This window comes from Ralstonia pickettii (assembly GCF_016466415.2).
In the GTDB taxonomy this organism is placed as follows: Bacteria; Pseudomonadota; Gammaproteobacteria; order Burkholderiales; family Burkholderiaceae; genus Ralstonia; species Ralstonia pickettii.
The window spans coordinates 3,370,223-3,393,915 of sequence record NZ_CP066771.1; the positions used below are offsets into that span (position 1 = coordinate 3,370,223).

Sequence of the window (23,693 nt, forward strand, 5' to 3'; positions counted from 1 at the left end):
TTCAGGAGCCATTCATGACGCAATCGGCGGCTGACCGGAAGGTTGGCGTGATCGGACTCGGCGCCATGGGTCTGGGCATTGCCAAGACCCTGCGTAATCACGGCTACACCGTGTATGCCTGCGATGCGCGCCCGGGCGCCGCTGCAGATTTCGCCAAGGAAGGCGGCGTGGCCTGTGCAACGCCTGCCGAGGTGGCAGCGGGTGTGGACGTGGTGGTCTCGGTGGTGGTCAACGCTGCGCAGACGGAAGCCGTGTTGTTCGGCGAGGCAGGCGCAGCGGGCGCCATGCGACGGGGCAGCACGTTCGTCATGTGTTCAACGGTGGACCCGAACTGGTCGATAGCGCTGGAGGCGCGTCTCGCGCAGCAGGGCATTCTGTACGTGGATGGCCCTATCTCCGGTGGCGCTGCCAAGGCCGCCTCGGGCCAGATGACCATGATGACCTCGGCCACGCCCGAGGCGTATGCGGCGGCGGGCGACGTGCTCGATGCCATGGCTGGCAAGGTCTATCGCCTGGGCGACAAGGCGGGCGCGGGCAGCAAGGTCAAGATCATCAACCAGCTGCTGGCCGGCGTGCACATCGCCGCGGCCGCCGAAGCCATGGCCCTGGGCCTGCGCGAAGGCGTGGCAGCGGACGCGCTGTACGAAGTCATCACCCATAGCGCGGGCAACAGCTGGATGTTCGAAAACCGCATGGCCCACGTGCTGGCCGGCGACTACACGCCGCTGTCCGCCGTCGACATCTTCGTCAAGGATCTGGGGCTCGTGCTCGATACCGCGCGCGCGAGCAAATTCCCGCTGCCACTGGCGGCCACCGCGCACCAGATGTTCATGCAGGCGTCCACCGCCGGCTACGCCCGTGAAGACGACTCCGCCGTGATCAAGATCTTCCCGGGGATCTCGTTGCCGGAGGGCCAACCGAAATGAGCGCAGCGCCCACGTCCCGCCCGGTCCTCGGTTGCATCGCCGATGACTTCACCGGTGCGACCGACCTTGCCAACATGCTCGTGCGCGCCGACATGCGCACGGTGCAGACCATCGGTGTGCCGCAGGCCGGCGCCGGGGCCATCGCGGCGGATGCCGACGCCATCGTCGTTGCGCTCAAGTCGCGCACGATTGCCGCGGCCGATGCCGTCGCGCAGTCGTTGGCTGCACTGCACTGGCTGCGCGCGCAAGGCTGTTCGCGCTTCTTCTTCAAGTACTGCTCGACCTTCGATTCCACCGACGCCGGCAACATCGGGCCTGTGGCCGAGGCGTTGATGGCCGAACTGGGTACGGATTTCACATTGGCCTGCCCCGCCTTTCCCGAGAACGGCCGCACGATCTTCCGTGGCCATCTGTTCGTGGGCGACGTGCTGCTCAACGCGTCGGGCATGGAGCACCATCCGTTGACGCCGATGCGCGATCCGAATCTCGTGCCGGTGCTGGCTCGCCAGAGTGCGAGCAAAGTCGGCCTGCTGCGTTACGACACCATCATGCGCGGCGCACAGGCCGCTCGCGATCGGGCCCAGCAATTGCGCGCCGACGGCGTGAAGCTGGCAATTGCCGATGCCATTTCGAACGACGACCTCATCGTGCTGGGCGAGGCATTTGCCGATCTACCGCTGCTCACCGGCGGCTCGGGCCTGGCGCTTGGCCTGCCGGCGCAATATCGCCGCGCGGGGCTGATCACCGCGCACGGCAACGCGGCGCAACTGCCGATCGTGGCCGATTCGGCGATCGTGCTGTCGGGCAGCTGTTCACGTGCGACGAACGCGCAGGTGGCGCACTGGCGTGCATCGCGTCCGGCGTTCCAGGTGGATCCGCTGGCGCTGGCCGAAGGCAAACCGGTGGTGGTCGAGGCGCTTGATTTCGTGCACCGCCATGCAGGTCAGACGGTGCTGGTATACGCCACCAGTGCTCCGGAGCAAGTGGCTCGCGTGCAGCAGACGCTGGGCGTTGAGCGCGCGGGCAAGTTGGTGGAAGACGCACTGGGCCGCATCGCCCGCACGCTGTATGCCGATGGCGTGCGCCGCTTCGTGGTGGCTGGCGGCGAGACCTCGGGCGCGGTGGTGCAGGCGCTCGATGTGCGTGCGCTGCGCATCGGTCCGCAGATCGACCCCGGTGTGCCCTGGACCGCCACCATCGATAGCGATCCGCTTGCGCTGGCATTGAAGTCCGGCAACTTCGGCACGGTGGATTTCTTCGAGAAGGCGCTCGCGCAACTGGCGCACGCAACCACGGAGCCGATCGCATGACCACCACGAACGAAAGCGCGCTACGTGAAGAGATCACCCGCGTCGGACAGAGCCTGTATGCGCGCGGTTACACCGTCGGCACGGCAGGCAACATCAGCGCGCGCCTGCCTGACGGCTGGCTCATCACGCCCACCGATGCCTGCCTCGGCACGCTGGACCCGGCACGTATCGCCAAGGTGCTCGCTACGGGCGAGTGGGTCGCAGGCGACAAGCCGTCGAAAACGCTGGCCCTGCATCGCGGCATCTACGACCGCAATGCGGAGGCGCATGCCGTGGTGCACACGCATTCGACGCATCTCGTAGCGCTCACGCTGGCGGGCGTCTGGCACGAAGCCGACGTGCTGCCGCCCATTACGCCGTACTACGTGATGAAGGTCGGCCACGTGCCGCTTATCGCGTATCGGCGACCGGGCCATCCGGATGTAGCCGCGCGGATTGCCGCGCTGGCCAATGATGTGCGCGCCGTGCTGCTCGACCGGCTGGGGCCCGTGGTGTGGCACGGCTCGGTGTCGTCTGCGGCTTACGCGCTGGAAGAACTGGAAGAAACCGCACGGCTTTGGTTGATGACCGAACCCAAGCCGGCGCCGCTGTCCGACGCGCAGATCGACGAACTGCGCCAGACGTTCGGGGCCCGTTGGTAGAGCAACCGGCAGCAGATCGGTAGTGCCCGCCGCTCGGCCCATATAACACCTACACCGGAGACAAAATGAACACCTCGACCGCCACCACGGCGGCGTTGCCTTCGCACGCCGTTTCAAAAGAGGACAGTGTCTACGCGCGCGTGTCGCGCCGCATCGTCCCGCTCATCATGCTCTGCTACGTGGTCGCGTACCTCGACCGCGTGAACGTCGGGTTTGCGAAGCTGCAGATGTCGCAGGCGCTGAATTTTTCCGAGACGGTGTACGGGCTGGGCGCCGGCATCTTCTTCCTCGGCTATTTTCTCTTCGAGGTGCCGAGCAACCTGCTGATGAACAAGATCGGCGCGCGTATTTGGATCGCGCGGATCATGATCACGTGGGGTTTGATCTCGGGCGCGTTTGCATTTGTGCAGACGCCCACGCAGTTCTACGCGATGCGCTTCCTCCTGGGCTTGGCGGAAGCGGGTTTCTACCCCGGCATCATCCTGTACCTGACGTACTGGTATCCGTCGCATCGCCGCGCGCGCATCGTGGCGATGTTCATGGCGGCCATTCCCATCTCGGGCATCTTCGGCAACCCGCTGTCGGGCTGGATCATGAGTGCGTTTCACGGAGCGGGCGCAGCCGGCGGCTGGCAGGGCTGGCAGTGGATGTTCGTGATCGAAGCCATCCCTGCCGTGCTCGTTGGGCTGCTGGTGCTCTGGAAGTTCGATGACAGCATCCGCAAGGCCAAATGGCTGTCGGAAGACGAAAAGCAGATCCTCGAAGCCAACATTGCGGCCGACAACAAAGGCAAGACCGAGCACCCCGGCATCGGCAAGGTGTTCTCCGATCCGCGCGTGTGGATGATGAGCCTGATCTACTTCGCCTTCGTCATGGGCCAGTATGGGCTGACGTTCTGGATGCCGACGCTCGTGAAGAGCGCCGGCGTGAAAGACACCTTCATGGTGGGCATGCTCTCCGCCATTCCGTATGTATGTGCGGCGATCACCATGGTGCTGATCGGCCGCAGCGCCGATGCACGCCGCGAGCGCCGCTGGCACCTGGTTGTGCCGGCGCTGATGGGCGCAGTCGGTTTTGCCGTGGTGGCAATGGCGGGTCACAACGTGGCCCTGTCGATCGTGTTCCTGTCTTTGGCCGCCGCGGGCGTGCTGACGTGCGCGCCGCTGTTCTGGTCGCTGCCGACGGCGTTCCTGCAAGGCACCGCTGCTGCGGCCGGCATCGCGGCCATCAACTCGGTCGGCAACTTGGCCGGCTTCGTGAGCCCCTATATGATCGGTGCGCTCAAGGACATGACGGGCAGCACATCTGCCGGCATGTACGCGCTGGCGGGCGTGCTGGTGCTCGGCTGCATTGCCGTGTTGCGCACGCCGCCGAAGCTGGTCAATAAATAAGCAATCGTATTCAGAGGTCTGTCATGCCGCGCTTTGCCGCAAACCTGTCCATGATGTACCAGGAGCACGCATTCCTCGACCGCTTTGCCGCTGCGGCAAAGGATGGCTTCGAGGGCGTGGAGTTCCTTTTTCCCTACGACTTCGACAAGGCCGATATCCGGGCGCGTCTTGACGACGCAGGTCTCACGCAGGCGCTGTTCAATGCGCCGCCGGGCGACTGGGCTGGCGGCGAGCGTGGCATCGCCTCGCTGCCCGGTCGCGAAGAGGAGTTCAAGCGCGGCATAGCGACAGCGCTGGAGTATGCGCAGGTGCTCGGCAACACGCGCCTGCACGTGATGGCGGGCCTGCTGCCCGCGGGTGCAGACCGCGCACGCCATCACGCCACCTACGTGAGCAACGTCGCCTACGCTGCGCACGAGGCCGCCGGCGCGGGCGTCACCATCGTGCTGGAACCCATCAACACGCGCGACATGCCGGGCTTCTTCCTCACGCACCAGGCGCAGGCGCATGCGGTGTGCAAGGAAGTCGGCGCGACGAACGTCAAGGTGCAGTTCGACCTGTACCACGCGCAGATCATGGAGGGCGATCTGTCGGTCAAACTCAAGCAGTACGTCGAGGGCGTGGGCCACGTGCAGATTGCCGGCGTGCCCGATCGCCACGAACCAGACGAAGGGGAACTGAACTATCCGCACCTCTTTGCATTGCTCGATGCGCTCGGCTACAACGGCTGGGTCGGCTGCGAATATCGGCCGTGTGCCGGCACCAGCGAAGGGCTCGGCTGGCTCAAGCGCTGGTGCGAAGGCCAACGCTGATCGGCTCGCCTTCAAACAAAGACGGCCGGAGCTGCATGCGCAGTCCGGCCGTTGTCTTTTGGGGCGGCGTCGCTTAGGACTTGCAGGCGCCGATGTAGCGGCCCTGGTAGTGGAAGCCGCTCTTCATTGGCCCGAACTGCGGATGCTGGTACTGACCACTGCCGCTGATGTTGTACGACGTCGGCGTGAGCGGCCCGCTGGCTTCCAGCACGCCCTTGCCGCCCTGCGGGTCTTCGCACGACAGCGTGACCTTGAGCGTGCCCAGCGTGTAGTTCCAGCGCGTGAGCTTACAGCCTTGCTGATCACGGCGGATGGAACGCTCGAACATGGCGCGCACGTCGCTGGCGTCGTTGGCGCTCAGGCAACCGCGTTCAGGGCGGCTCGGCACTTGGCGGCCTTGCTCGTCAAAGTGCGGCAACGGCTTGCCGTTCAGCGTCGCGCTCGTCGTGCTTTCCCACAAACCTGGCGTGACTTCCTGCGCGTGCGCGCCCAACGTCAGTCCAGCCAGCAGTACACCGCTGTGCCACAGCTTCATATTGAATTCCTTGATGGGGCGAGATCACGCACGGCCCCATCGCGGCCCGGCACGAGCGGCGATGGGGTCGGCGGTCAGGGATGTGCGATACGCGGCGTATGGATCTGGGCTCAGACGCCCAGGCGCACCGGTTCCTTGGCCAGCGAACGCGACGTCGGCATGTGGCCGTACGACGGCAGTTCGGTCTTGCGGGTCGCGGCTTCGAGCTGCAGGCCGATCGCGTCGGCGGTATGCATGGCCGTTGCGGCGCCAGTGCCGGCCACGAGCCGATAGCCGCCGCCGCGCACGGTCTGGATCAGGCCGTCGCAAGGCGTACCGGCCAGCGCCACGCGCAGCTTGCGCACGTGCACATCGACCGTGCGCTCACCCACGAAGACATGGTTGCCCCACACGCGGTCCAGTAGCTGCGTGCGCGAGTGCACGCGTTGCGGATGCGCGACGAGAAAGTGCAGCAGGCGGAATTCCAGCGGGCTGAGCGCAATGGCGCGGGGGCCGGTTTCGGTTTGCGCAGTCACACCCAGCGTGAGCGGATCAAGGCGCAGGCCGTTGACCTGCAGGATGTCGTCGCCATGCTGGTGCGGCGCGCGGCGGCGCAGCACAGCGCGAATGCGGGCGTGCAGCTCGCCGGTGTCGCACGGCTTGACGACGTAGTCGTCGGCACCGGCGTCAAGCGCGGCAATCTTGGCGCGCGCATCGCCATGACGGGACAGCACGATGACCGGCAGGCCGCGCGTCTGCATGTTGGCGCGCAAGGCCAGCAGCATGTCGATCGACTCGCGCTCGGGCCACGTCCACTCCATCAGGAGCAGCTCCGGCATGGCGGCCAGTATCGCAGCCTGCGCCTGGCCCGGATGGCTGACCCGTTGAACATCGTGTCCACCATCACGCAGGGAAAACGACAGACGCTCCCCCTCTGCCTGGTCGTGTTCGACCAGCAAGATCTGAATACCCACTTTGTAATACCTCCCGTCTAACCAGCCGACACACTCCGGCGAGCAGCCTCGCGGCTGCGCTCTGCTGTCTGCGGTGTGCGTTGTTATGAGTGCCATGCGGGCAATTGCGCCTGTGCTCGCATGTCTTTTCTTGCGGGCGCTGTTGCCTGGCCGTCGGCCTTGCGCGGATCGTCATGCTGCTGTTCCCGTCGACGATCGCCAGCGGAGCCTCCTGGGTGGTGTCCAGGGTGGTCCTGAGAAAGGTCTGCAAGCCCCTCGGTGCCAGTCGCAGCGTGCCGGACCATGCAATCGTTTGCACAGTGTGCGGTATCGCTTACGCGCAATCCGAGCCGGCGCCCCCCCGAGCGCCGGTGAAGCGGGGATCCCCCACCTCCTTTGGCATAAGGCTTGTTCGCCCTTTCCCGTTTCCTCTAGTCATGAATCCCCCTCTGGCTCAGAGAGAAAGGATTCCGTTTTGCCGGATTATAAGAATCCCGTAGGAATTCGTCACGCAGGAATTTTGAAATTTCGAAATTCATTCAATTCCCCCGCGAACCGGGATGTGGCACGGTTGACATGAATTCTTCATAAAGCTAAGCCCAGCAACGTTCTTGGCCGATAGCATGCGTGCAATGATTCAAGTCTGGCATAAATGCATAACGATTATGCTCGCGCCGGCATAATGATCGATTTCATGTGTGCGCCGGTATTTTTTTCAAAACAATCGGATTCGCTAAAAATCAATTGATCTGTTTTGTGGCAGGGGTAATTCGCGCGATTTAAAACTTTAGGATTACTGCTCGTTGTTTGGGCAACCTGTTGTGGGCGGACGCAAAAAAGCCCGCGCGAGGCGGGCTTTCTTATCCTGATGCCGAGGAGGCAGCGGGCGTCAGCCGCTCAGGCGTTCTTCCAGGCGGGTCTTGGCATCGGGCAGCGCTTGCGGAAGGCCGTGCGCCAGTTTCGTGAACAGCTCGTCGTGCAGCGCCAGCTCTTCCTTCCAGGCCGCTGCATCCAGCGAGATCACCTTGGCGAACTGCTCGGCCGTGAAGTCCAGGCCATCCCAGCTCAGTTCTTCGTAGCGCGGCGACACGCCGAAGACGTGTTCCTCACCCTGCGCCTGGCCTTCGATGCGATCGACCATCCACTTGAGCACGCGCATGTTCTCGCCAAAGCCCGGCCAGACGAACTTGCCGTTTTCGTCCTTGCGGAACCAGTTCACGCAGAAGATCTTCGGCAGCGTGGCGCCGCTCTCGGCCAGCTTCTCGCCGAGTTTGAGCCAGTGCGCGAAATAGTCGGCCATGTTGTAGCCGCAGAACGGCAGCATGGCGAACGGGTCGCGGCGCACCACGCCTTGCTGGCCGGCAGCGGCGGCGGTGGTTTCCGAGCCCATCGTGGCGGCCATGTACACGCCTTCGGTCCAGTCGCGCGCTTCGGTCACGAGCGGCACGGTGGTCGACCGGCGGCCACCGAAGATGAACGCATCAATGGGAACGCCGGCCGGGTTGTCCCACTCCGGATCGATCGACGGGCATTGTGCGGCCGGTGCGGTGAAACGGGCGTTCGGATGCGCCGCCTTGCGCCCGGTTTCCTTGGCGCTCGCAGGCGTCCAGTCCTGACCCTGCCAGTCGATCAGGTGCGCCGGCGGCGTGTCGGTCATGCCTTCCCACCACACGTCGCCGTCGTCGGTGAGGGCCACGTTGGTGAAGATGACGTTCTCTTTGAGCGTGGCCATCGCGTTGAAGTTGGTCTTCTCGCTCGTGCCCGGAGCCACGCCAAAGTAGCCGGCTTCCGGGTTGATGGCGTACAGGCGCGTTTTGCCGTTGGCGTCCTGGCGGGGCTTGATCCAGGCGATGTCGTCGCCGATGGTCGTCACCTTCCAGCCGTTCAGGCCTGCAGGCGGAATCAGCATCGCAAAGTTGGTCTTGCCGCAGGCCGACGGGAAGGCCGCAGCCACGTGGTACGTCTTGCCCTCCGGCGACGTCACGCCCAGGATCAGCATGTGCTCGGCCAGCCAGCCCTGGTCGCGGCCCATGGTGGAGGCGATCCGCAGCGCGAAGCATTTCTTGCCCAACAGCGCATTGCCGCCGTAGCCCGAGCCGAACGACCAGATTTCGCGCGTTTCCGGGAAATGCACGATGTACTTGGTCGGGTTGCACGGCCACGGCACGTCCTTTTCGCCGGCGGCGAGCGGCTTGCCGACGGTGTGCACGCACGGTACGAAATCGCCGTCGGTGCCCAGCACGTCGTACACCGCGCGACCCATGCGGGTCATGATGCGCATGTTGACGGCCACGTACGGGCTGTCCGACAACTCCACCCCGATGTGTGCGATCGGCGAGCCCAGCGGCCCCATCGAGAAGGGCACCACATACAGCGTGCGGCCGCGCATGCTGCCGTCAAACAGGCCGTTCAGTGTCTGGCGCATCTCGGCCGGGGCCGTCCAGTTGTTGGTGGGGCCGGCGTCTTCCTTCTTCTGCGAGCAGATGAAGGTGCGGTCTTCCACGCGTGCCACGTCCGACGGGTCCGACAGCGCCAGGTACGAGTTCTTGCGCTTGGCCGGATTGAGCTGCTTCATCGTGCCGGCGGCCACCATTTCGGCGCACAGGCGGTCGTATTCCTCTTGCGAACCATCGCACCAGACGATGCGCTCCGGCTTGGTGAGCGCCGCCACCTCGCCCACCCACGCGATCAGGCGCGGGTGTTTCACGTAATCGGGCACGTTCAATGCGGGCACGCCCTGCATCACGGGTTGATTCATGACCAAAACTCCAATGGAAGTGAGAAAGAAATCGGTGTCGGATCGGCACGGCGGCCGCGCCCAGCGGCGGGGTGGAAAGCGATCGACGGCGCATCGGAAGCGAGCCGGATCAGCGGTTTCCAGAGGGAGAGGTGAGGCAGGCGGAGGGACGGGAGCCGTGCTGATTTCACATTCAGTTACAAAGCGGTGCACTGACGGAAGGTGGGTTTTTCCGGGCAGCGAGGGCCGCGTGCGCTAAAGTGGCGGGACCGAGGTCAATAGACCGTAGAACAAGGACTCGTCACCAGCGAGGCTGCGCAAATTGCGTGCCCGCGGCGGGCAATTCCAAACGTCGACACGGATTGTCGTGCGACGAGGGATGGGAAGAATACCACCGCGAGGGATCGCTGTTTTTTGCTGCGCACCATTGTTCGAAGTGAGATGTCGATGAAGATTGCCGTACTGGACGACTACCAAGACGCTGTTCGCAAGCTGGATTGCTTTAGCTTGCTGCAAGACCACGAAGTCAAAGTGTTCAACAACACCGTCAAAGGTGTGGGGCAATTGGCCGCACGCGTGGCGGACGTTGAAGCCATTGTGCTGATCCGGGAGCGCACGCGCGTGACGCGTCAGTTGCTCGATCGCCTGCCCAAACTCAAGATCATCAGCCAGACGGGCCGCGTATCGCGCGACTCGGGCGGCCATATCGATCTGGATGCCTGCACCGAAAAGGGTGTGGTGGTGCTGGAGGGGAAAGGCTCGCCGGTGGCGCCGGCCGAGCTGACCTGGGCGCTGGTGATGGCCGCACAGCGTCGCATTCCCCAATACGTGGCGAGCCTCAAGCACGGCGCGTGGCAGCAGTCGGGGCTGAAATCCACCACGATGCCGCCCAACTTTGGCATCGGCCGGGTCCTGAAGGGCCAGACGCTGGGCATCTTCGGCTACGGCAAGATCGGCCAGCTCGTGGCCGGTTACGGCCGTGCTTTCGGCATGAATGTACTGGTGTGGGGTCGCGAGGGCTCGCAGGAACGGGCGCGCGCCGACGGCTTTGCCGTGGCGGAATCGAAAGACGCCCTGTTCGAGCAGTCCGATGTGCTGTCGGTCCACCTGCGCCTGAACGACGAAACGCGCGGCATCGTCACCGTGGCTGACCTCACCCGCATGAAGCCGACCGCCCTCTTCGTCAACACTAGCCGCGCCGAGCTGGTCGAAGAAAACGGCCTGGTGACGTCGCTCAACCGCGGGCGACCGGGCATGGCCGCCATCGACGTGTTCGAAACGGAGCCCATCCTGCAGGGCCACACCCTGCTGCGCATGGAGAACTGCATCTGCACGCCGCACATCGGGTACGTCGAACGCGAAGGTTACGAGCTGTACTTCAGCGTTGCGTTCCAGAACATCCTCGATGTCCTGCAGGGCAACGTCGACAGCGTGGTCAACCCGACGGCGCTGGCGCCTGCCCTGATCCGCGCATAACGCCAGTCGTTTTGCCCGTCGCTTCCGTCAATCAGGCGGCGGCGCGCAGCTGCGGTTGATTGGCGCCTGCGCCGTCAAAGCGGAAGCTGTCCATCGCCAGCGATCCGTACGTCACCGTATCGACCACGTGCTGGGCCTGCACGCCGCCCGGCGTGGCTTGGCCCGGCTGTCCCATGGCGGCACCCAGTGCCACGTACAGCGGCATCAGGTGTTCGTCGGTCGGGTGGGCGTGGGCGGCGTTCGGGGCTTGCGCGCGGTAATCGCAGAAGCGGGTGAAATCGCCGCTGCGGATGCCATCGGTCATCGTCTCGATCATCCATTCGCGGAAGGCCGTCACCCAAGGCTCGACCGGCACGCCGTGCTGCGCCATGCCCGGGCCGCGCATCAGCGCGCGCAGGTTGTGCGTGAAGCTGCCGGAGCCGACGACGAGCACGCCCTCGTCGCGCAGCGGCGCGAGCGTGCGTCCCATCGCCATCTGGCACGCCGGCGACAAGCCCGGCATCAACGACACCTGCACGACGGGGATCTTCGCCTCGGGAAGCATCAGCATCAGCGGCACCCACGCGCCGTGGTCCAGCGGCTGGCGCGGGTCCAACACGGTGGAGGCCTGTTCTTCCAGCCCGGGGACGATGTTGCCGTCGATCAGCGCACGGATGCGTTCTGCCACGTCGGGCGCGCCCGGCGGGGCGTATTCCAAGGCGTAGAGCTGCGGCGGGAAACCGCCGAAGTCGTGCCAGGCCTCCTGCTGCGCGCGGGCAGTGACGGCCGGCCGGCGCGTCATCCAGTGCGGTGAAACCACGACGATGGCGCGCGGCTTGAGGGCTGCCATCTCTTGCCCGAGCGCCGCAAGCATCTTGCCGACGGGGCCCGGATCGGCCGCCAGCATGGGCGACCCATGGGACAGATAGAGCACGGGGAGCATGTCAAATTTCCTGAAGAAAGTGACTGCCATTGTGCGCCGATGCAGCACCTGTAACGTGCATGGATTTGCAGGGCGGGATCAGGAAAATTGAACGAGTGCGCTTACATGCCCAGCAATTCCTCCGCCACCGTCGGGTGGAGGCCGACGGTCGACTGCAGATGCTTGAGCCGTACGCCCATGCGCACGGCCACCGCCATCGCCTGGATGATCTCCGGCGCGGCGTTGTCGACGACGTGTGCGCCGAGCACGCGGCCGCTGCGCGCGTTGCACACCAGCTTGATTAGCGATTCCATGCCCGAGCCCGCAAAGCGCTGCTCCAGCGAGACAAAGCGGCGGACGACCACGTCGATGCGGTCGGCCAGGGCGCGTTTGTCGGTGTCCGGCCCGCGTTTGCCAAGTTCGGGCCAGCGCGTGCGCGCGTCGGCCTCGGTCAGGCCCACGCCGGCGATGGCCGGATCGCAGAACACGGCCATCGGCACGGTGTTCATGTCAGGCAGCTTGATCCCTTTACCGAACAGGCGTTCGGCCACGTAGCGGCCCTGCGCGACGGCCACGGGCGTCAATTGCAACGGGCTGCCGCCGCAGACGTCGCCGACTGCATGGACGCCGCGGGCGCGTGTACGGAAGTGGCGGTCGACGGCAATGCGCCCGTGCGCATCGAGCGTGACGCCTGCGGCCTCCAGGCCAAGGCCTGCGATGTTCGACGTGCGTCCGATGGCGCTCAGCATGCGCTGGGCGCGCAGCACGCGCGGAACGTCGCTGCCCTCGGTGCTCGCGTAGACAGCCACGCCGCCGCCGTTCACGGCATCGCGTTCGATGCGGACGACGTCGGCGTTCAGGATCAGGTCGACGCCGCAGCCAGCCAGCGACTGCGCGGCGGCCTCGGCCACCGTGGCATCAAATTCCGGCAGCACGCGCGCATCGCGCGTCAGCACGGTGACCCGCACGCCGAAGCGCGCCAACGTGGACGCCATTTCCACCGCGATGACACCGCCGCCCGCGATGATGAGCGATGCGGGCAGCGTGTCCCAACCAAACACGTCGTCGGACGTGCAGGCCAATTCGGCGCCGGGTACGGGAAGCGGCGTGGGGCGGGCGCCGGCGGCCAGCACGATCTGGCGCGCACGCAGCGTGGTCTTGCCGGACTCGGCTTGCACCCGGACGATGCCGCGGCCGCGCAGCGAAGCCATGCCGCTCAGCCATTGCACGCCGGCATCGGCCAACTGGACGACATGCGCTTCGTGCAGCCGCGCGACCTCGGCGCGCGTGCGGGCGATGGCATCGGCCCAGGCTTCCGAGGCGTCCGAGGTGTGCGCTGCGAGCAAGCATCGAGCCATCGTCTGCGACCAGGCGGCGCCGTAGCGGAGCAGTTTCTTGGGTACGCACCCGCGGTTGACGCAGGTGCCGCCCACTTGCGCGCGGTCGATCAGCAGCGTGCGCGCGCCCAGTTGCGCAGACCGGCGCGCAGCCGCGAGCCCGGCCGAACCGGCGCCGATCACGATCAGGTCAAACGCATGTGCAGGGTTTGCGGCCATGAAGTGTCCGTCGGAGAAGGATCGGCCGGACGACCTTGATGGCACGCCGGCGGGCGCGCCATGTGCAGCAAGCAGCGCGCCCGCCGCCTCTCTCTTCGAGGTGGTGGTTACGCAGCCACCGCCGTGGCGAACCCGCGTGGAAGTTCGCGCAGGAAGGTTTCGCCGTCATGACGGCCGAGCGCATAGGCGTCGCGCATGGCGCCCGGGCGGGTGTAATCCCAGCTCGAAATGGGAACCTTGCGCGAGGGCTGGACGTAAAACCGGCGCTGCACGCCGTCGGCCACCGGCACATCCATGCGGAAGTACGTCGGGCGCGGGTATAGCCGCGTCACGAGCACCAGCGCGTCGCCGGGCGCGGCGTCCAGCGCGTGCACGGGCACGTTGTCGACCATGCCGCCGTCGAGCACCGGCCGCCCGTCGCGCCGCAGTACCGGCGTGAACGGCGGGGTGGAGGCCGATTGCAGCAGAAGATCCGCCAAGTCCTCGGGTGTGGCGCAGTCCTGCGCGCGCACGATTTCCGCCGTAAAGCCGAGGCGTTTGCCCAGCGTTGGGTGCAGCGTCTTGAGAACGTGCTTTTCGATGTTGTACGCAATCAGCCCCGCCGCCACCGCTGAGCGTGCGCCCAGCCAGCGCGGGATATGCGCCACGCCGATCCGGATCTCGGGCGCCTGCGCCAGCCGCCCGAACCGGCCCTCGCTGAAGACCGTCAGCAGCGCCGTGCGGTACATGCCGTAGTGCGGAAACACGCGCTCGCCGCGCAGCAGGTTGCCCCAATGGGCGTTGCGGGTGTTCTGGCGCAGGGCCTCGCCGTAGTAATCCATCAGCTCGGCGGAATTCCACGCATGCAGCATGCACGCCGTCGAGGCTCCCGCCGAGATGCCGGCAATCACGCGCGGCGCCAGGCCCAGTTCGGGCTGCACGACGTCCCACCAGCCGGCCTGCCACCAGCAGCGGTTGCCACCACCGGCAAAGACCATCTGATCGAATACGGGCGCGTTCATGCCGAGGCCTCGGTGCGGGCCGCCGTGGCCGCCGCCGGCTCCAGCCGCAGCGACGGCGCGTATTTGAGGGTATCGATGCACGCATCCAGCAGACGCTCGCGCTTGGTGGCGAGGCTGGAGGCGTCCGGATAGAAGAGGTAATCGCCCATGATGCCGTTGAACGTGGCATGGAAATGCGCCACGGCCAGCGGGATGTCGAGGTCGGCCGGCAGTTGCCCGCGCCGCGTTGCCTGCTCGATGATGCTCGTCAGATGCGTCATGCCTTCCTCGAACGATTCCTGCTGACGCTTGAGGATGGGGCTGGTGTCTTCGACGAACTCGCACTTGTTGAACATGATCTCGAAGACCTTGCGCCAGTGCGCGTCCTCCACGAGTTGCCGCAGCAGGAAGTTGCCCACCGCGCGCAGTTCGCCCAGTGGATCATCGGCCTCCATCCCGAGCGGGGTGCACATGGTCTCCATGGGCAGCTTCACGCGCTCGCACATGGCTGCAAACACATCGGTCTTGTTGCGGAAGTGCCAATAGATGGCGCCGCGTGTCACGCCCGCGGCCTGCGCGATATCCGATAGCGATGTGCGTGCCACGCCCCGCGCATAGAACACGTCTTCCGCCGCATCCAGGATGCGGTTACGTGTTTCAAGTGCTTCTTCCTTCGTTCGTCTGACCATGATCTTCCAGGGGAACGCTGTGCCACCTCGGGCGGCGTTCTTTCGATTGGCTTTTGTGCAATGCACAATTCCAGGCAACGCACTATTGCGCTTCGCACAACGCGACAGCAGGCCGGTTGGCTGACAATCCTTGTCGCAGCGCGGTATCCGCTGCATGTTCGCTTGATCGCCGTCATTGCTACGACCGCAGGAAAGGTGTCTACGGAGCCCCTGTTCCTCAATGGCGTCACTTACATACATACGCGAACGTATCTATAATAGCGCGCAGTCCGTCGCTTGCCCATGGCCGTATGCGCCACTCCATGCGGGTAAGCTGCCCGGGGCCGACTTCGTGTCTGTCGGTCAGCGGGTCGGAGATCGGCTGCCGATCGCTCCCGCGTCCTAGCTTTCTGGTCCGAGTTGTTGCGACTTCGTCGCAAAGGCCATATCGCATGCCGCCGGATGCAGCTAGCATCGGACGTTTTCGTTTTTTGTGTTTTTTTGGTTTCGCTGACGGTTTGCTGGCGTCGCACTCGTTTGCGCGGCGACGCGGCACCCGGCATTCCGCTTATCGCCACATGGGGTCATCTATGACGAACACCCGCCGTTATCACCAACTCGCTGCCGCCGCATTCATGGTGGTGGCACTTGCAGCCTGCGGTAACAAGCAGGCACAAGGGCCGGGCGGCGCCGGCATGCCTCCGACCGAAGTCGGCGTTGTGACCGTGCAGCCGCATTCCGTTGGCCTGACCAGCGAGTTGCCGGGGCGCCTGGAGGCTACGCGTGTGGCACAGGTGCGGGCTCGGGTCGCGGGCATTGTGCTCAAGCGCACCTACGCGGAAGGCAGTGACGTAAAGGCCGGCCAGCAGTTGTTCCAGATCGATCCGGCGCAGTACCGGGCATCGCTGGATAGCGCCAAGGCACAGCTGGCGCGATCGGAAGCCACACAAACGCAGGCGCAACTGAAGGCCGAGCGCTACAAGCCGCTGGTTGCCACCAACGCCATCAGCAAGCAGGACTACGACGACGCCACCGCCGCCGCCAAGCAAGCCACCGCTGACGTGGCCGCCGCCCGCGCTGCCGTGGAGACCGCCAAGTTGAACGTCGGCTATGCCAGTGTGACTTCGCCCATCTCCGGTCGTGCCGGTCTGGCGCAGGTCACCGAAGGCGCGCTGGTGGGCCAGGGCGAGGCGACGCTGCTGACCACCGTTCAGCAGATCGATCCGATCTACCTGACGTTCACGCAGTCGAGCACCGAAGTGATGCGTCTGCAGCAGGCGCTCAAGGACGGCAAGCTGGCCAAGGCCGGTGGTGACGCGGCCAAGGTCACGCTCGTGACAGAAGACGGCCGCGCCTACGCGCAAACGGGCAAGCTCTATTTCTCGGACCTGACGGTGGACCCTGCTACGGGCACGATCACGCTGCGCGCGATTGTTCCGAACGCCGACCGCACGCTGCTGCCGGGCATGTACGTGCGTGCCCGCCTGGAGCAGGCCGTGGACGAACAGGCCATCACGGTGCCGCAACAAGCGGTGACGCGCAGCCCGGACGGCGCATCGGTCATGGTCGTCGACGAGAAGGGCATGGCAGCGGTGCGCCAGGTCCAGGCCGACCGCTCGACCGGTACGGAATGGATCGTCTCCAGCGGCCTGAAGGCGGGCGACAAGGTGATCGTCGACGGCCTGCAGAAGGTCCGTCCGGGCGCGCCGGTCAAGGCCGTGCCGTGGCAACCGATGTCGGCAGGCCAGGGCAAGGGCTCGCAAGGTCAGGGCGGCCAGGGTAGCAGCGCCGCACCCGCGCCGGCAGCCAGCGCGCCTGCTGCAAGCACTCCCGCTGCCAGCGCACCGGCAGCCAAGCAGTAAACAAGGAGCCATCGCATGGCAAAGTTTTTTATCGATCGCCCGGTCTTTGCCTGGGTGCTCGCGCTGTTCATCATCCTTGCTGGGGCGATTTCGATCACCCAGCTGCCGATCTCGCAGTACCCGACCATTGCACCGCCGTCCATCATCATCACGGCAACGTATCCGGGCGCAAACGCGAAGACGCTGGACGAATCCGTCACGAGCATCATCGAGCAGGAAATGAACGGTGCGGACGGCCTGCTCTACATGGAGTCGGTCAGCCAGGGCGGTAACGGCCAGGCGCAGATCACCGTGACGTTCAAGGCCGGTACCGATCCGGCGCTGGCGCAGGTGGACGTGCAGAACCGCTTGAAGCGCGTGGAAGCGCGTCTGCCTTCGCAGGTGACGCAGCAGGGTGTGCAGGTCGACAAGGCCCGCTCGAACTTCCTGCTGTTCGCGACGCTCGCATCCACCGACGGCAAGATGGATCCGGTGGCACTGGGCGACTACATCTCGCGCAACGTGCTGAACGAAATCAAGCGCGTGCCGGGTGTGGGTCAGGCGGTGCTGTTCGGTACGGAGCGCGCCATGCGCGTCTGGATCGATCCGGCCAAGCTGGTTGGCTACAAGCTGACCCCGACGGACGTCTACAACGCCATCCGTGCGCAGAACGCGCTGGTCTCGGCCGGTACGATCGGCGATCTGCCGTCCGTCTCCGACCAGCCGCTCGCGGCGACGGTCGTGGTGGAAGGTCAGCTCACAACCACCGAGCAGTTCGGCAACATCGTGCTGGTGGCCAAGCCGGACGGTTCGCTGGTGCGCGTGAAGGACGTTGCGCGCCTGGAACTCGGCGGCCAGACCTACTCGACGTCTGCGCGGATCAACGGCCAGCCGATCTCGGCCATTGGTGTGCAGCTCTCGCCCACGGGTAATGCACTGGGCACCGCCAAGGCCGTGAAGGCCAAGCTGGAAGAACTCTCGAAATACTTCCCGGCGGGCGTGGAATACAAGGTGCCGTACGACACCTCCAAGTTCGTCCAGATCTCGATCGAGGAAGTGGTCAAGACGCTGTTCGAGGCCATGGCGCTGGTGTTCCTGGTGATGCTGCTGTTCCTGCAGAACATCCGCTACACGCTGGTGCCGTCGATCGTGGTGCCGATCTCGCTCTTGGGCGCGTTCGCCACCATGAACGCGATGGGCTTCTCGATCAACGTGCTGACGATGTTCGGCCTTGTGCTGGCGATCGGTATTCTCGTTGACGATGCCATCGTGGTGGTCGAAAACGTCGAGCGGATCATGGCCGAAGAAGGCCTGCCCCCGCGCGAAGCGACCCGCAAGGCCATGGGCCAGATCACGGGCGCCATCATCGGTATTACGCTGGTGCTGATGGCCGTGTTCATCCCGATGGCGTTCTTCTCGGGCTCGGTGGGCGCGATCTATCGCCAGTTCTCGCTGTCGATGGTGTCGTCGATCTTCTTCTCGGCGCTCATGGCGCTGACGCTCACGCCGGCACTGTGCTCGACGCTGCTCAAGCCGATCGAGAAAGGCTCGCACCATGAGAAGAAGGGCTTCTTCGGCTGGTTCAACCGCATGTTCAGCACCACCACGAACCGCTATCAAAGCTTCGTGGAGCGCATGCTGAAGAAGACCTTCCGCTACATGGTGATCTACGTTGCGCTGATCGTGGCGGTGGTGTTCCTGTTCCTGCGCCTGCCGTCTTCGTTCCTGCCGACCGAAGACCAGGGCTACATCGTGACCAACATCCAGCTGCCGCCGGGTGCATCGGCCAACCGCACGCTGGAAGTGATCAAGCAGGTCGAGAACTACTACAAGCAGGAAAAGGCGGTCGAGAACATCGTGGCTGTCCAGGGTTTCAGCTTCTCGGGCAACGGGCCGAACGCCGGTATTGTGTTCACCCCGTTCAAGGACTGGAGCGAGCGCAAGGGCAAGGATCAAACCGCCGATGCCGTGGTCGGCCGGGCCTTCGGTGCGCTGTTCGGTGGCATTCGGGATGCGATCGTCTTTCCGCTGAATCCGCCGCCGATTCCGGAACTGGGTAACGCAACGGGCTTTACGTTCCGTCTGCAGGACCGCGCGGGCCTCGGCCACGACGCGCTGATGGCGGCCCGCAATCAGCTGTTGGGGATGGCGGCGCAAAGCAAGGTCATCACCGGCATGCGCCCGGAAGGTCTGGAAGATTCGCCGCAGTACCAGGTGGATATCGACCGCGAGAAGGCCAATGCGCTGGGTGTCTCGTTCACCGACATCAACGCCGTGCTGTCGACGGCGCTGGGTTCGGCATACGCCAACGACTTCCCGAACTATGGTCGTCAGCAGCGTGTGATCGTGCAAGCGGACAAGATCAACCGCATGCAGCCCGAAGACATCATGAACCTGTACGTGCGCAACGGTCAGGGCAACATGGTCCCGATGTCGACGTTCGCCAAGGGCCATTGGATCGTCGGCCCGGTGCAGCTCGTGCGCTACAACGGCTATCCGGCTGTCCGCCTTTCGGGTGCGGCCGCGCCGGGTGCCAGCTCGGGTGACGCCATGGCCGAGATGGAACGCCTGGCCGCCAAGCTGCCGGCCGGTATCGGCTACGAGTGGACGGGCCAGTCGCTGCAGGAAAAGGCCTCGGGCTCGCAGGCGCCGGCGCTGTATGCGCTGTCGCTGCTGGCGGTGTTCCTGGTGCTGGCGGCGCTGTACGAAAGCTGGTCGATCCCGGCGGCGGTGATTCTGGTGGTGCCGCTGGGCGTGCTCGGCGCACTGCTGGGCGTGACACTGCGCGCGATGCCGGATGACGTGTACTTCAAGGTCGGCCTGATTGCGGTGGTGGGCTTGTCCGCCAAGAACGCAATTCTGATCATCGAGTTTGCGAAGGACTTGCAGGCGCAAGGCAAGAGCCTGATCGACGCGACGCTGGAAGCCGTACACCTGCGGTTCCGCCCGATCATCATGACGTCGTTCGCCTTCATCCTGGGTGTGCTGCCGCTGGCGATTGCCACCGGCGCCAGCTCCGCCAGCCAACGCGCCATCGGTACCGGCGTGATGGGCGGGATGATCACCGCGACGGTGCTGGCCGTGGTGCTGGTGCCTGTGTTCTTCGTGGTGGTCCGCCGCATCTTCAAGGGCAGCGAGCGTCAACGCCGCCTGGATGCCGCGCACCGTCCGCTGGACGAGGAAATCTGAACATGCAGAAAACGATGACCTTTCGAACCCCCGCGCTGCTGCCGGCGCTCCTGTTGGCTGCCGGCGTGTTGTCCGGCTGCTCGCTGGCGCCCACCTATGAGCGCCCGGACGCTCCGATAACGAGCACGTACCCGCAGGCTCCGGCCGGCTATGCCGTGCCGGCGGACTCCGCCAAGCCCGGCGAGAACGCGCCCCGCGCGACCGAACTGGGCTGGCGCGAGTTCTTCCCCGATGCGCGCCTGCAGAAGCTGATCGGCCTGGCGCTCGAGAACAACCGCGACCTGCGCGTGGCCATGCTCAACGTCGAGGCCGCGCGTGCGCAGTACCGCCTGCAGATCGCCGACCTGCTGCCGCCGGTCAACGCGTCTGCCACGTACACGCGCAGCCATACGCCGCCGTCGATCTCGACCACCGGCGGCGACATCCACACCAAGCAGTACCAGCTTGGGGTGGGCATCAGCAACTACCAGGTGAACCTGTTCAGCGTGGGCGACGTCACGTCGTCTGCGCGTGCAAGCTATCTTGCGACGGACGAAGGCCGGCGTGCCGCGCAGATCAGCCTGATCTCGCAGGTGGCCAAGGCCTACCTGAACGAGCGCGCCTACGCCGAACAGCTCGATCTGGCCCAGCAGACCCTGAAGGGCCGCGAGGACTACTACAAGCTCGCCAAGCAGCGCTTTGACGTCGGCGCCTCGTCGGCGCTGGATCTGCGTCAGACCGAGACGCTGGTGGAATCGGTGCGTGTGTCGGTGGCACAGCTGACTCGCCAGTACGCTCAGGCGACCAACGCCCTGGTGCTGCTGGTGGGCGCGCCGCTGCCGGCCGATCTGCCCGCGCCGACCACGGTGTCGTCGGAGAAGATCGTGGCCGACATTCCGCCGGGTCTGCCGTCGGAGCTGCTGGAGCAACGTCCGGACATCCGCCAGGCCGAGCAGAAGCTGATTGCCGCCAACGCCAACATTGGCGTGGCGCGGGCAGCGTTCTTCCCGAGCATCGGGCTGACGTCCAACGTGGGCACGGCCAGCGGCGCGCTGCATGACCTGTTCAAGAGCGGGACCCAGTTCTGGTCGTTCGTGCCGAACCTGACGCTGCCGATCTTCAACTGGGGCACCAACATCTTCAACCTGGACTTGACCAAGACCAACCAGAAGATTGCGGTTGCCAACTACGAGAAGACGATCCAGACCGCGTTCCGCGAAGTGTCCGACGCCCTCGTGGCGCGCGGCACCCTGGAGGAGCAAGTGGCCGCGCAGAAGCGATTCCGCGATGCCACGGCGGATCGCCTGACGCTGTCTGATCAGCGCTATCGCAATGGCGTGTCGAGCTTCCTCGATGTGCTCGACGCGCAACGCGATCTGTTCAGCGCCGACCAGACGCTGGTGCAGACGCGCTTGGCCCGCCTGACCAACGCCATCGATCTGTACACGGCGCTGGGCGGCGGGTTGCAAGAGCGCAGCACCACCGTGGCCGCACAGCAGGCTCAGCCGACGGCCGCGCCGGGCGTTGCGCCCGCCACGCCGGATATGACGCCGCAGCAATCGAAGTAAGTCCGCGTCTGTTCGCTCCAAAGCCCGCCTTCTTCAGGCGGGCTTTTTTTCGCCTGTGCCCTTAGTGCTGGCGATGTGCTCGAGAAAGTAAAGCAAGGCCACTTCTTCGCGTCGCAGACCCTTGCGCGCGCGGGTCGGGGGCAGCGCTTCCAGTTCGCCCGCCAGGAACGCGTCCACCACAGCCGGGTGCACATAGCATTTGCGGCAGACGGCCGGCGTGTTCCCGAGGCGCTGGGCCACGGCAGCAACAGCCTCCACCACCTGCCGGCGCGCCTCGGTAACGTTCGTCGACGTGCGCCCGCGCAGCAGATCCAGCGCCAGCACGCTGCCGGCCCAGGTGCGGTAGTCCTTCGCCGTGAAATCCGCCCCGGCAATCTCTTGTAAGTATGCATTCACATCCGTGGAATCGACTACTCGGCGGTCGCCAGCTTCGTCGATGTACTGGAACAATTCCTGTCCCGGCAGATCAACGCACCGCCGGATAATGCGCGCCAGGCGCGGATCCGATACCGACACGTCGTGCTCCACGCCGCTTTTGCCACGAAACTGAAAGCGCACCGTATTGCCGTGCACCTCAACGTGGCGGTTGCGCAGTGTCGTGAGCCCATAGGAGCGGTTGTCGCGCGCATACGCGGCGTTGCCCACGCGCACCAGCGTCACGTCCAGCAGGTAGACCACCGTCGCCAGCATCTTCTCGCGCGACAGGCCCGGCGCCTCCAAATGGGCGGTGATCGCTTCGCGCACCCGCGGCAGCACTGCCCCGAAGGCCAGCAGCCGCCCGTATTTATCAGCATCGCGAAAGGCGCGCCATTCTGCGTGGTAGCGATATTGCTTGCGCCCGCGTGCGTCGCGTCCCGTCGCCTGCAGATGCCCGCCCGCATGTGGGCAGATCCAGACGTCGGTATAGGCCGGCGGGATCGCCAGCTTGTTGATGCGCGCAATGATGGCCGGATCGCGGATGCGCTGGCCGCGCGTGTCGAAATAGGCGAATTGGCCGCGTAGCCGGCGCCGGGTGTAGCCCGGGCGTGTGTCGTCCACATAGCGCAGCTGTTCGGGCAGCGCTTCGGCGAGAAGGGTGGCGCTAGTGGCAACCGGTGCGGACGCAGACTTGGGAACGCGTTCCACGGTAGATGGCTTGGAGAGATGATCGCGTTGAGCAAGCGGCGTTCCTTTCTCACACCTGCCGCCGGCGGGTTGCTCGCGGCGTAGCATCAAGGCCACGCCTCTGCCCAAAATGGCGGCAAGAAATGGCATTCTCGCCACAATCGGAAGTGCCTTGCATCGGTAAACAGATTCAACTACACTGCACGCCCTCTGGGCGGTATATAATCTGCCGTTTCGCCGTCCACCCGAATACTGAGCAAGGGACCCGATGACCACCATCCGTCTGAAAGAAAACGAGCCGGTCGAAGTTGCACTGCGCCGCTTCCGCCGTGAAATCGAGCGCACTGGCCTGATCAAGGAACTGCGCGCCCGCACCGCTTACGAAAAGCCGACGACCGAGCGCAAGCGCAAGAAGGCTGCTGCCGTGTCGCGTACGCGTAAACGCCTGCGTTCGCAAATGCTGCCGAAGAAGCTCTACTAAGATCGCGCGATTGTTTCGGTAGCACCAATCGGGTGCTGCCGCTGGCGGTGTGAAGTCAATCGACCTCCGTTCCGCCGAGCTTGGTTCGTAACGCCTCGTGCGTACCGGAAGCCTTTCCGGATTCAACCAACGCTCCACTCCCCGATACAGAAGCTAGCAAGATGCGGTTGATGGCCCGTGCGCCATTGTCCGCCCCTTCGGTTCGCCCTGCGCGCCCTTCTCTGTTGCAAACGACATCCGCCAGCGGTAAATGACCGGCTGGCTGTTGGCGTTTGTTGCGCCGATCCTGTGCGGGAGTACAGTAGCGACCATCCTCTGCACGCGTTTCCCCAGAACGATGCTGCCTACCGATCCCAACGAGAACTGGTTCCCCGCCAAGCGCTACGGCTGGGGATGGGGCTTGCCTTCGCGTTGGCAGGGCTGGGTGGTGCTCGCCATCTATGCCGTATTGCTGGTGGTTGGCATCATCGGACTGCACCCGGGCACTACACAGTCAAGCTTTGTGGTGTACGTGGCGGGCGTCACGGCGCTGCTGGTGCTCGTTTGTTGGTGGAAGGGCGAGCCGCCGCGCTGGCGTTGGGGACGGGATTGAGCGAGGGGTCAACAGTGAGCAATTTAGATGGGCGCCAGTCGGGCTCATATTCTACGATTGCACGATGAGCCAGC

The 23,693-nt window shown here is 65.0% G+C and carries 19 protein-coding genes; 11 read left to right on the forward strand and 8 right to left on the reverse strand.

Going from position 1 to position 23,693, the window contains the following annotated elements:
- Positions 1–14: 14 nt before the first annotated feature.
- The 5 genes from ltnD to otnI all read left to right on the forward strand — a co-directional run bounded on the left by ltnD (position 15) and on the right by otnI (position 5,080).
- Entirely contained in the window at positions 15–926 is a 912-nt protein-coding gene (gene ltnD / locus RP6297_RS15950; protein ID WP_015856116.1) for an L-threonate dehydrogenase, read from the forward strand.
- A complete protein-coding gene (gene otnK / locus RP6297_RS15955; RefSeq protein ID WP_037028053.1) occupies positions 923–2,236 on the forward strand; it encodes a 3-oxo-tetronate kinase in 1,314 nt (437 codons plus the stop codon). Before ltnD ends, otnK begins: the two co-directional genes overlap by 4 nt.
- Positions 2,233–2,877, forward strand: coding sequence for a 3-oxo-tetronate 4-phosphate decarboxylase (gene otnC / locus RP6297_RS15960; RefSeq protein ID WP_037028052.1), 645 nt, complete (start codon positions 2,233–2,235; stop codon positions 2,875–2,877). The genes otnK and otnC overlap by 4 nt, the downstream gene beginning before the upstream one ends.
- 65 nt (positions 2,878–2,942) lie before the next feature.
- The gene (locus tag RP6297_RS15965; protein ID WP_037028051.1) at positions 2,943–4,268 is read left to right on the forward strand and encodes an MFS transporter; all 1,326 of its coding nucleotides are present in this window, start codon (positions 2,943–2,945) and stop codon (positions 4,266–4,268) included.
- 23 nt (positions 4,269–4,291) lie between these two features.
- Positions 4,292–5,080 carry a 2-oxo-tetronate isomerase gene (otnI, locus tag RP6297_RS15970; RefSeq protein WP_037028050.1) on the forward strand — a complete coding sequence of 263 codons (789 nt, stop codon included), beginning with the start codon at positions 4,292–4,294 and terminating at the stop codon, positions 5,078–5,080.
- Between the two features lie 73 nt (positions 5,081–5,153).
- Here otnI and RP6297_RS15975 read toward each other — a convergent pair whose 3' ends face one another.
- From RP6297_RS15975 to RP6297_RS15985, 3 genes are all read right to left on the reverse strand, one after another.
- Positions 5,154–5,615, reverse strand: coding sequence for a DUF3617 domain-containing protein (locus RP6297_RS15975; RefSeq protein ID WP_015856121.1), 462 nt, complete (start codon positions 5,613–5,615; stop codon positions 5,154–5,156).
- 110 nt (positions 5,616–5,725) lie between these two features.
- Positions 5,726–6,568, reverse strand: a complete 843-nt coding sequence (locus RP6297_RS15980) for a winged helix-turn-helix domain-containing protein (RefSeq protein WP_037028048.1) — start codon at positions 6,566–6,568, stop codon at positions 5,726–5,728.
- Positions 6,569–7,436: 868 nt separating this feature from the next.
- Positions 7,437–9,305: a phosphoenolpyruvate carboxykinase (GTP) gene (locus RP6297_RS15985; protein ID WP_015856123.1), complete on the reverse strand. Its 1,869-nt coding sequence runs from the start codon at positions 9,303–9,305 to the stop codon at positions 7,437–7,439.
- Between the two features lie 426 nt (positions 9,306–9,731).
- On the opposite strand from RP6297_RS15985, the gene RP6297_RS15990 reads away from it, so the two are divergent.
- Positions 9,732–10,760, forward strand: a complete 1,029-nt coding sequence (locus RP6297_RS15990; protein WP_015856124.1) for a D-2-hydroxyacid dehydrogenase family protein — start codon at positions 9,732–9,734, stop codon at positions 10,758–10,760.
- Between the two features lie 31 nt (positions 10,761–10,791).
- Here RP6297_RS15990 and RP6297_RS15995 read toward each other — a convergent pair whose 3' ends face one another.
- The 4 genes from RP6297_RS15995 to RP6297_RS16010 all read right to left on the reverse strand — a co-directional run bounded on the left by RP6297_RS15995 (position 10,792) and on the right by RP6297_RS16010 (position 14,886).
- Positions 10,792–11,682: a DODA-type extradiol aromatic ring-opening family dioxygenase gene (locus tag RP6297_RS15995; RefSeq protein ID WP_015856125.1), complete on the reverse strand. Its 891-nt coding sequence runs from the start codon at positions 11,680–11,682 to the stop codon at positions 10,792–10,794.
- Positions 11,683–11,783: 101 nt separating this feature from the next.
- A complete protein-coding gene (locus RP6297_RS16000) occupies positions 11,784–13,217 on the reverse strand; it encodes a dihydrolipoyl dehydrogenase family protein (RefSeq protein ID WP_037028045.1) in 1,434 nt (477 codons plus the stop codon).
- A 107-nt stretch (positions 13,218–13,324) separates the two neighbouring features.
- Positions 13,325–14,218, reverse strand: coding sequence for a patatin-like phospholipase family protein (locus tag RP6297_RS16005; RefSeq protein WP_037028043.1), 894 nt, complete (start codon positions 14,216–14,218; stop codon positions 13,325–13,327).
- Positions 14,215–14,886, reverse strand: coding sequence for a TetR family transcriptional regulator (locus RP6297_RS16010; protein ID WP_037028041.1), 672 nt, complete (start codon positions 14,884–14,886; stop codon positions 14,215–14,217). The genes RP6297_RS16005 and RP6297_RS16010 overlap by 4 nt, the downstream gene beginning before the upstream one ends.
- A gap of 569 nt (positions 14,887–15,455) precedes the next feature.
- Between RP6297_RS16010 and RP6297_RS16015 the strand changes: the two genes are divergently transcribed.
- The 3 genes from RP6297_RS16015 to RP6297_RS16025 are packed head-to-tail and all read left to right on the forward strand — an operon-like array spanning position 15,456 to position 21,442.
- Positions 15,456–16,727 carry an efflux RND transporter periplasmic adaptor subunit gene (locus tag RP6297_RS16015; protein WP_037028038.1) on the forward strand — a complete coding sequence of 424 codons (1,272 nt, stop codon included), beginning with the start codon at positions 15,456–15,458 and terminating at the stop codon, positions 16,725–16,727.
- Positions 16,728–16,742: 15 nt separating this feature from the next.
- Entirely contained in the window at positions 16,743–19,895 is a 3,153-nt protein-coding gene (locus tag RP6297_RS16020; RefSeq protein WP_037028035.1) for an efflux RND transporter permease subunit, read from the forward strand.
- A 2-nt stretch (positions 19,896–19,897) separates the two neighbouring features.
- Positions 19,898–21,442 carry an efflux transporter outer membrane subunit gene (locus RP6297_RS16025; protein WP_037028033.1) on the forward strand — a complete coding sequence of 515 codons (1,545 nt, stop codon included), beginning with the start codon at positions 19,898–19,900 and terminating at the stop codon, positions 21,440–21,442.
- Positions 21,443–21,475: 33 nt separating this feature from the next.
- Here RP6297_RS16025 and RP6297_RS16030 read toward each other — a convergent pair whose 3' ends face one another.
- The gene (locus tag RP6297_RS16030; RefSeq protein ID WP_037028032.1) at positions 21,476–22,567 is read right to left on the reverse strand and encodes a DNA topoisomerase IB; all 1,092 of its coding nucleotides are present in this window, start codon (positions 22,565–22,567) and stop codon (positions 21,476–21,478) included.
- A gap of 247 nt (positions 22,568–22,814) precedes the next feature.
- On the opposite strand from RP6297_RS16030, the gene rpsU reads away from it, so the two are divergent.
- Complete coding sequence (gene rpsU, locus RP6297_RS16035) at positions 22,815–23,027, forward strand: 30S ribosomal protein S21 (protein WP_003262970.1); 213 nt, start codon at positions 22,815–22,817, stop codon at positions 23,025–23,027.
- Between the two features lie 340 nt (positions 23,028–23,367).
- The gene (locus RP6297_RS16040) at positions 23,368–23,619 is read left to right on the forward strand and encodes a hypothetical protein (RefSeq protein ID WP_037028771.1); all 252 of its coding nucleotides are present in this window, start codon (positions 23,368–23,370) and stop codon (positions 23,617–23,619) included.
- Positions 23,620–23,693 lie beyond the last annotated feature (74 nt).

Coding starts and splice junctions, on each gene's coding strand:
- rpsU (WP_003262970.1), top strand. CDS start 22,815: ATGACCACCATCCGTCTGAAAGAAAACGAGCCGGTCGAAGTTGCACTG.
- RP6297_RS16000 (WP_037028045.1), bottom strand. CDS start 13,217: ATGGCCGCAAACCCTGCACATGCGTTTGACCTGATCGTGATCGGCGCC.
- RP6297_RS16015 (WP_037028038.1), top strand. CDS start 15,456: ATGACGAACACCCGCCGTTATCACCAACTCGCTGCCGCCGCATTCATG.
- RP6297_RS15975 (WP_015856121.1), bottom strand. CDS start 5,615: ATGAAGCTGTGGCACAGCGGTGTACTGCTGGCTGGACTGACGTTGGGC.
- RP6297_RS16025 (WP_037028033.1), top strand. CDS start 19,898: ATGCAGAAAACGATGACCTTTCGAACCCCCGCGCTGCTGCCGGCGCTC.
- otnI (WP_037028050.1), top strand. CDS start 4,292: ATGCCGCGCTTTGCCGCAAACCTGTCCATGATGTACCAGGAGCACGCA.
- RP6297_RS15985 (WP_015856123.1), bottom strand. CDS start 9,305: ATGAATCAACCCGTGATGCAGGGCGTGCCCGCATTGAACGTGCCCGAT.
- otnC (WP_037028052.1), top strand. CDS start 2,233: ATGACCACCACGAACGAAAGCGCGCTACGTGAAGAGATCACCCGCGTC.
- otnK (WP_037028053.1), top strand. CDS start 923: ATGAGCGCAGCGCCCACGTCCCGCCCGGTCCTCGGTTGCATCGCCGAT.
- RP6297_RS16010 (WP_037028041.1), bottom strand. CDS start 14,886: ATGGTCAGACGAACGAAGGAAGAAGCACTTGAAACACGTAACCGCATC.
- RP6297_RS16005 (WP_037028043.1), bottom strand. CDS start 14,218: ATGAACGCGCCCGTATTCGATCAGATGGTCTTTGCCGGTGGTGGCAAC.
- ltnD (WP_015856116.1), top strand. CDS start 15: ATGACGCAATCGGCGGCTGACCGGAAGGTTGGCGTGATCGGACTCGGC.
- RP6297_RS15990 (WP_015856124.1), top strand. CDS start 9,732: ATGAAGATTGCCGTACTGGACGACTACCAAGACGCTGTTCGCAAGCTG.
- RP6297_RS15995 (WP_015856125.1), bottom strand. CDS start 11,682: ATGCTCCCCGTGCTCTATCTGTCCCATGGGTCGCCCATGCTGGCGGCC.
- RP6297_RS16020 (WP_037028035.1), top strand. CDS start 16,743: ATGGCAAAGTTTTTTATCGATCGCCCGGTCTTTGCCTGGGTGCTCGCG.
- RP6297_RS15965 (WP_037028051.1), top strand. CDS start 2,943: ATGAACACCTCGACCGCCACCACGGCGGCGTTGCCTTCGCACGCCGTT.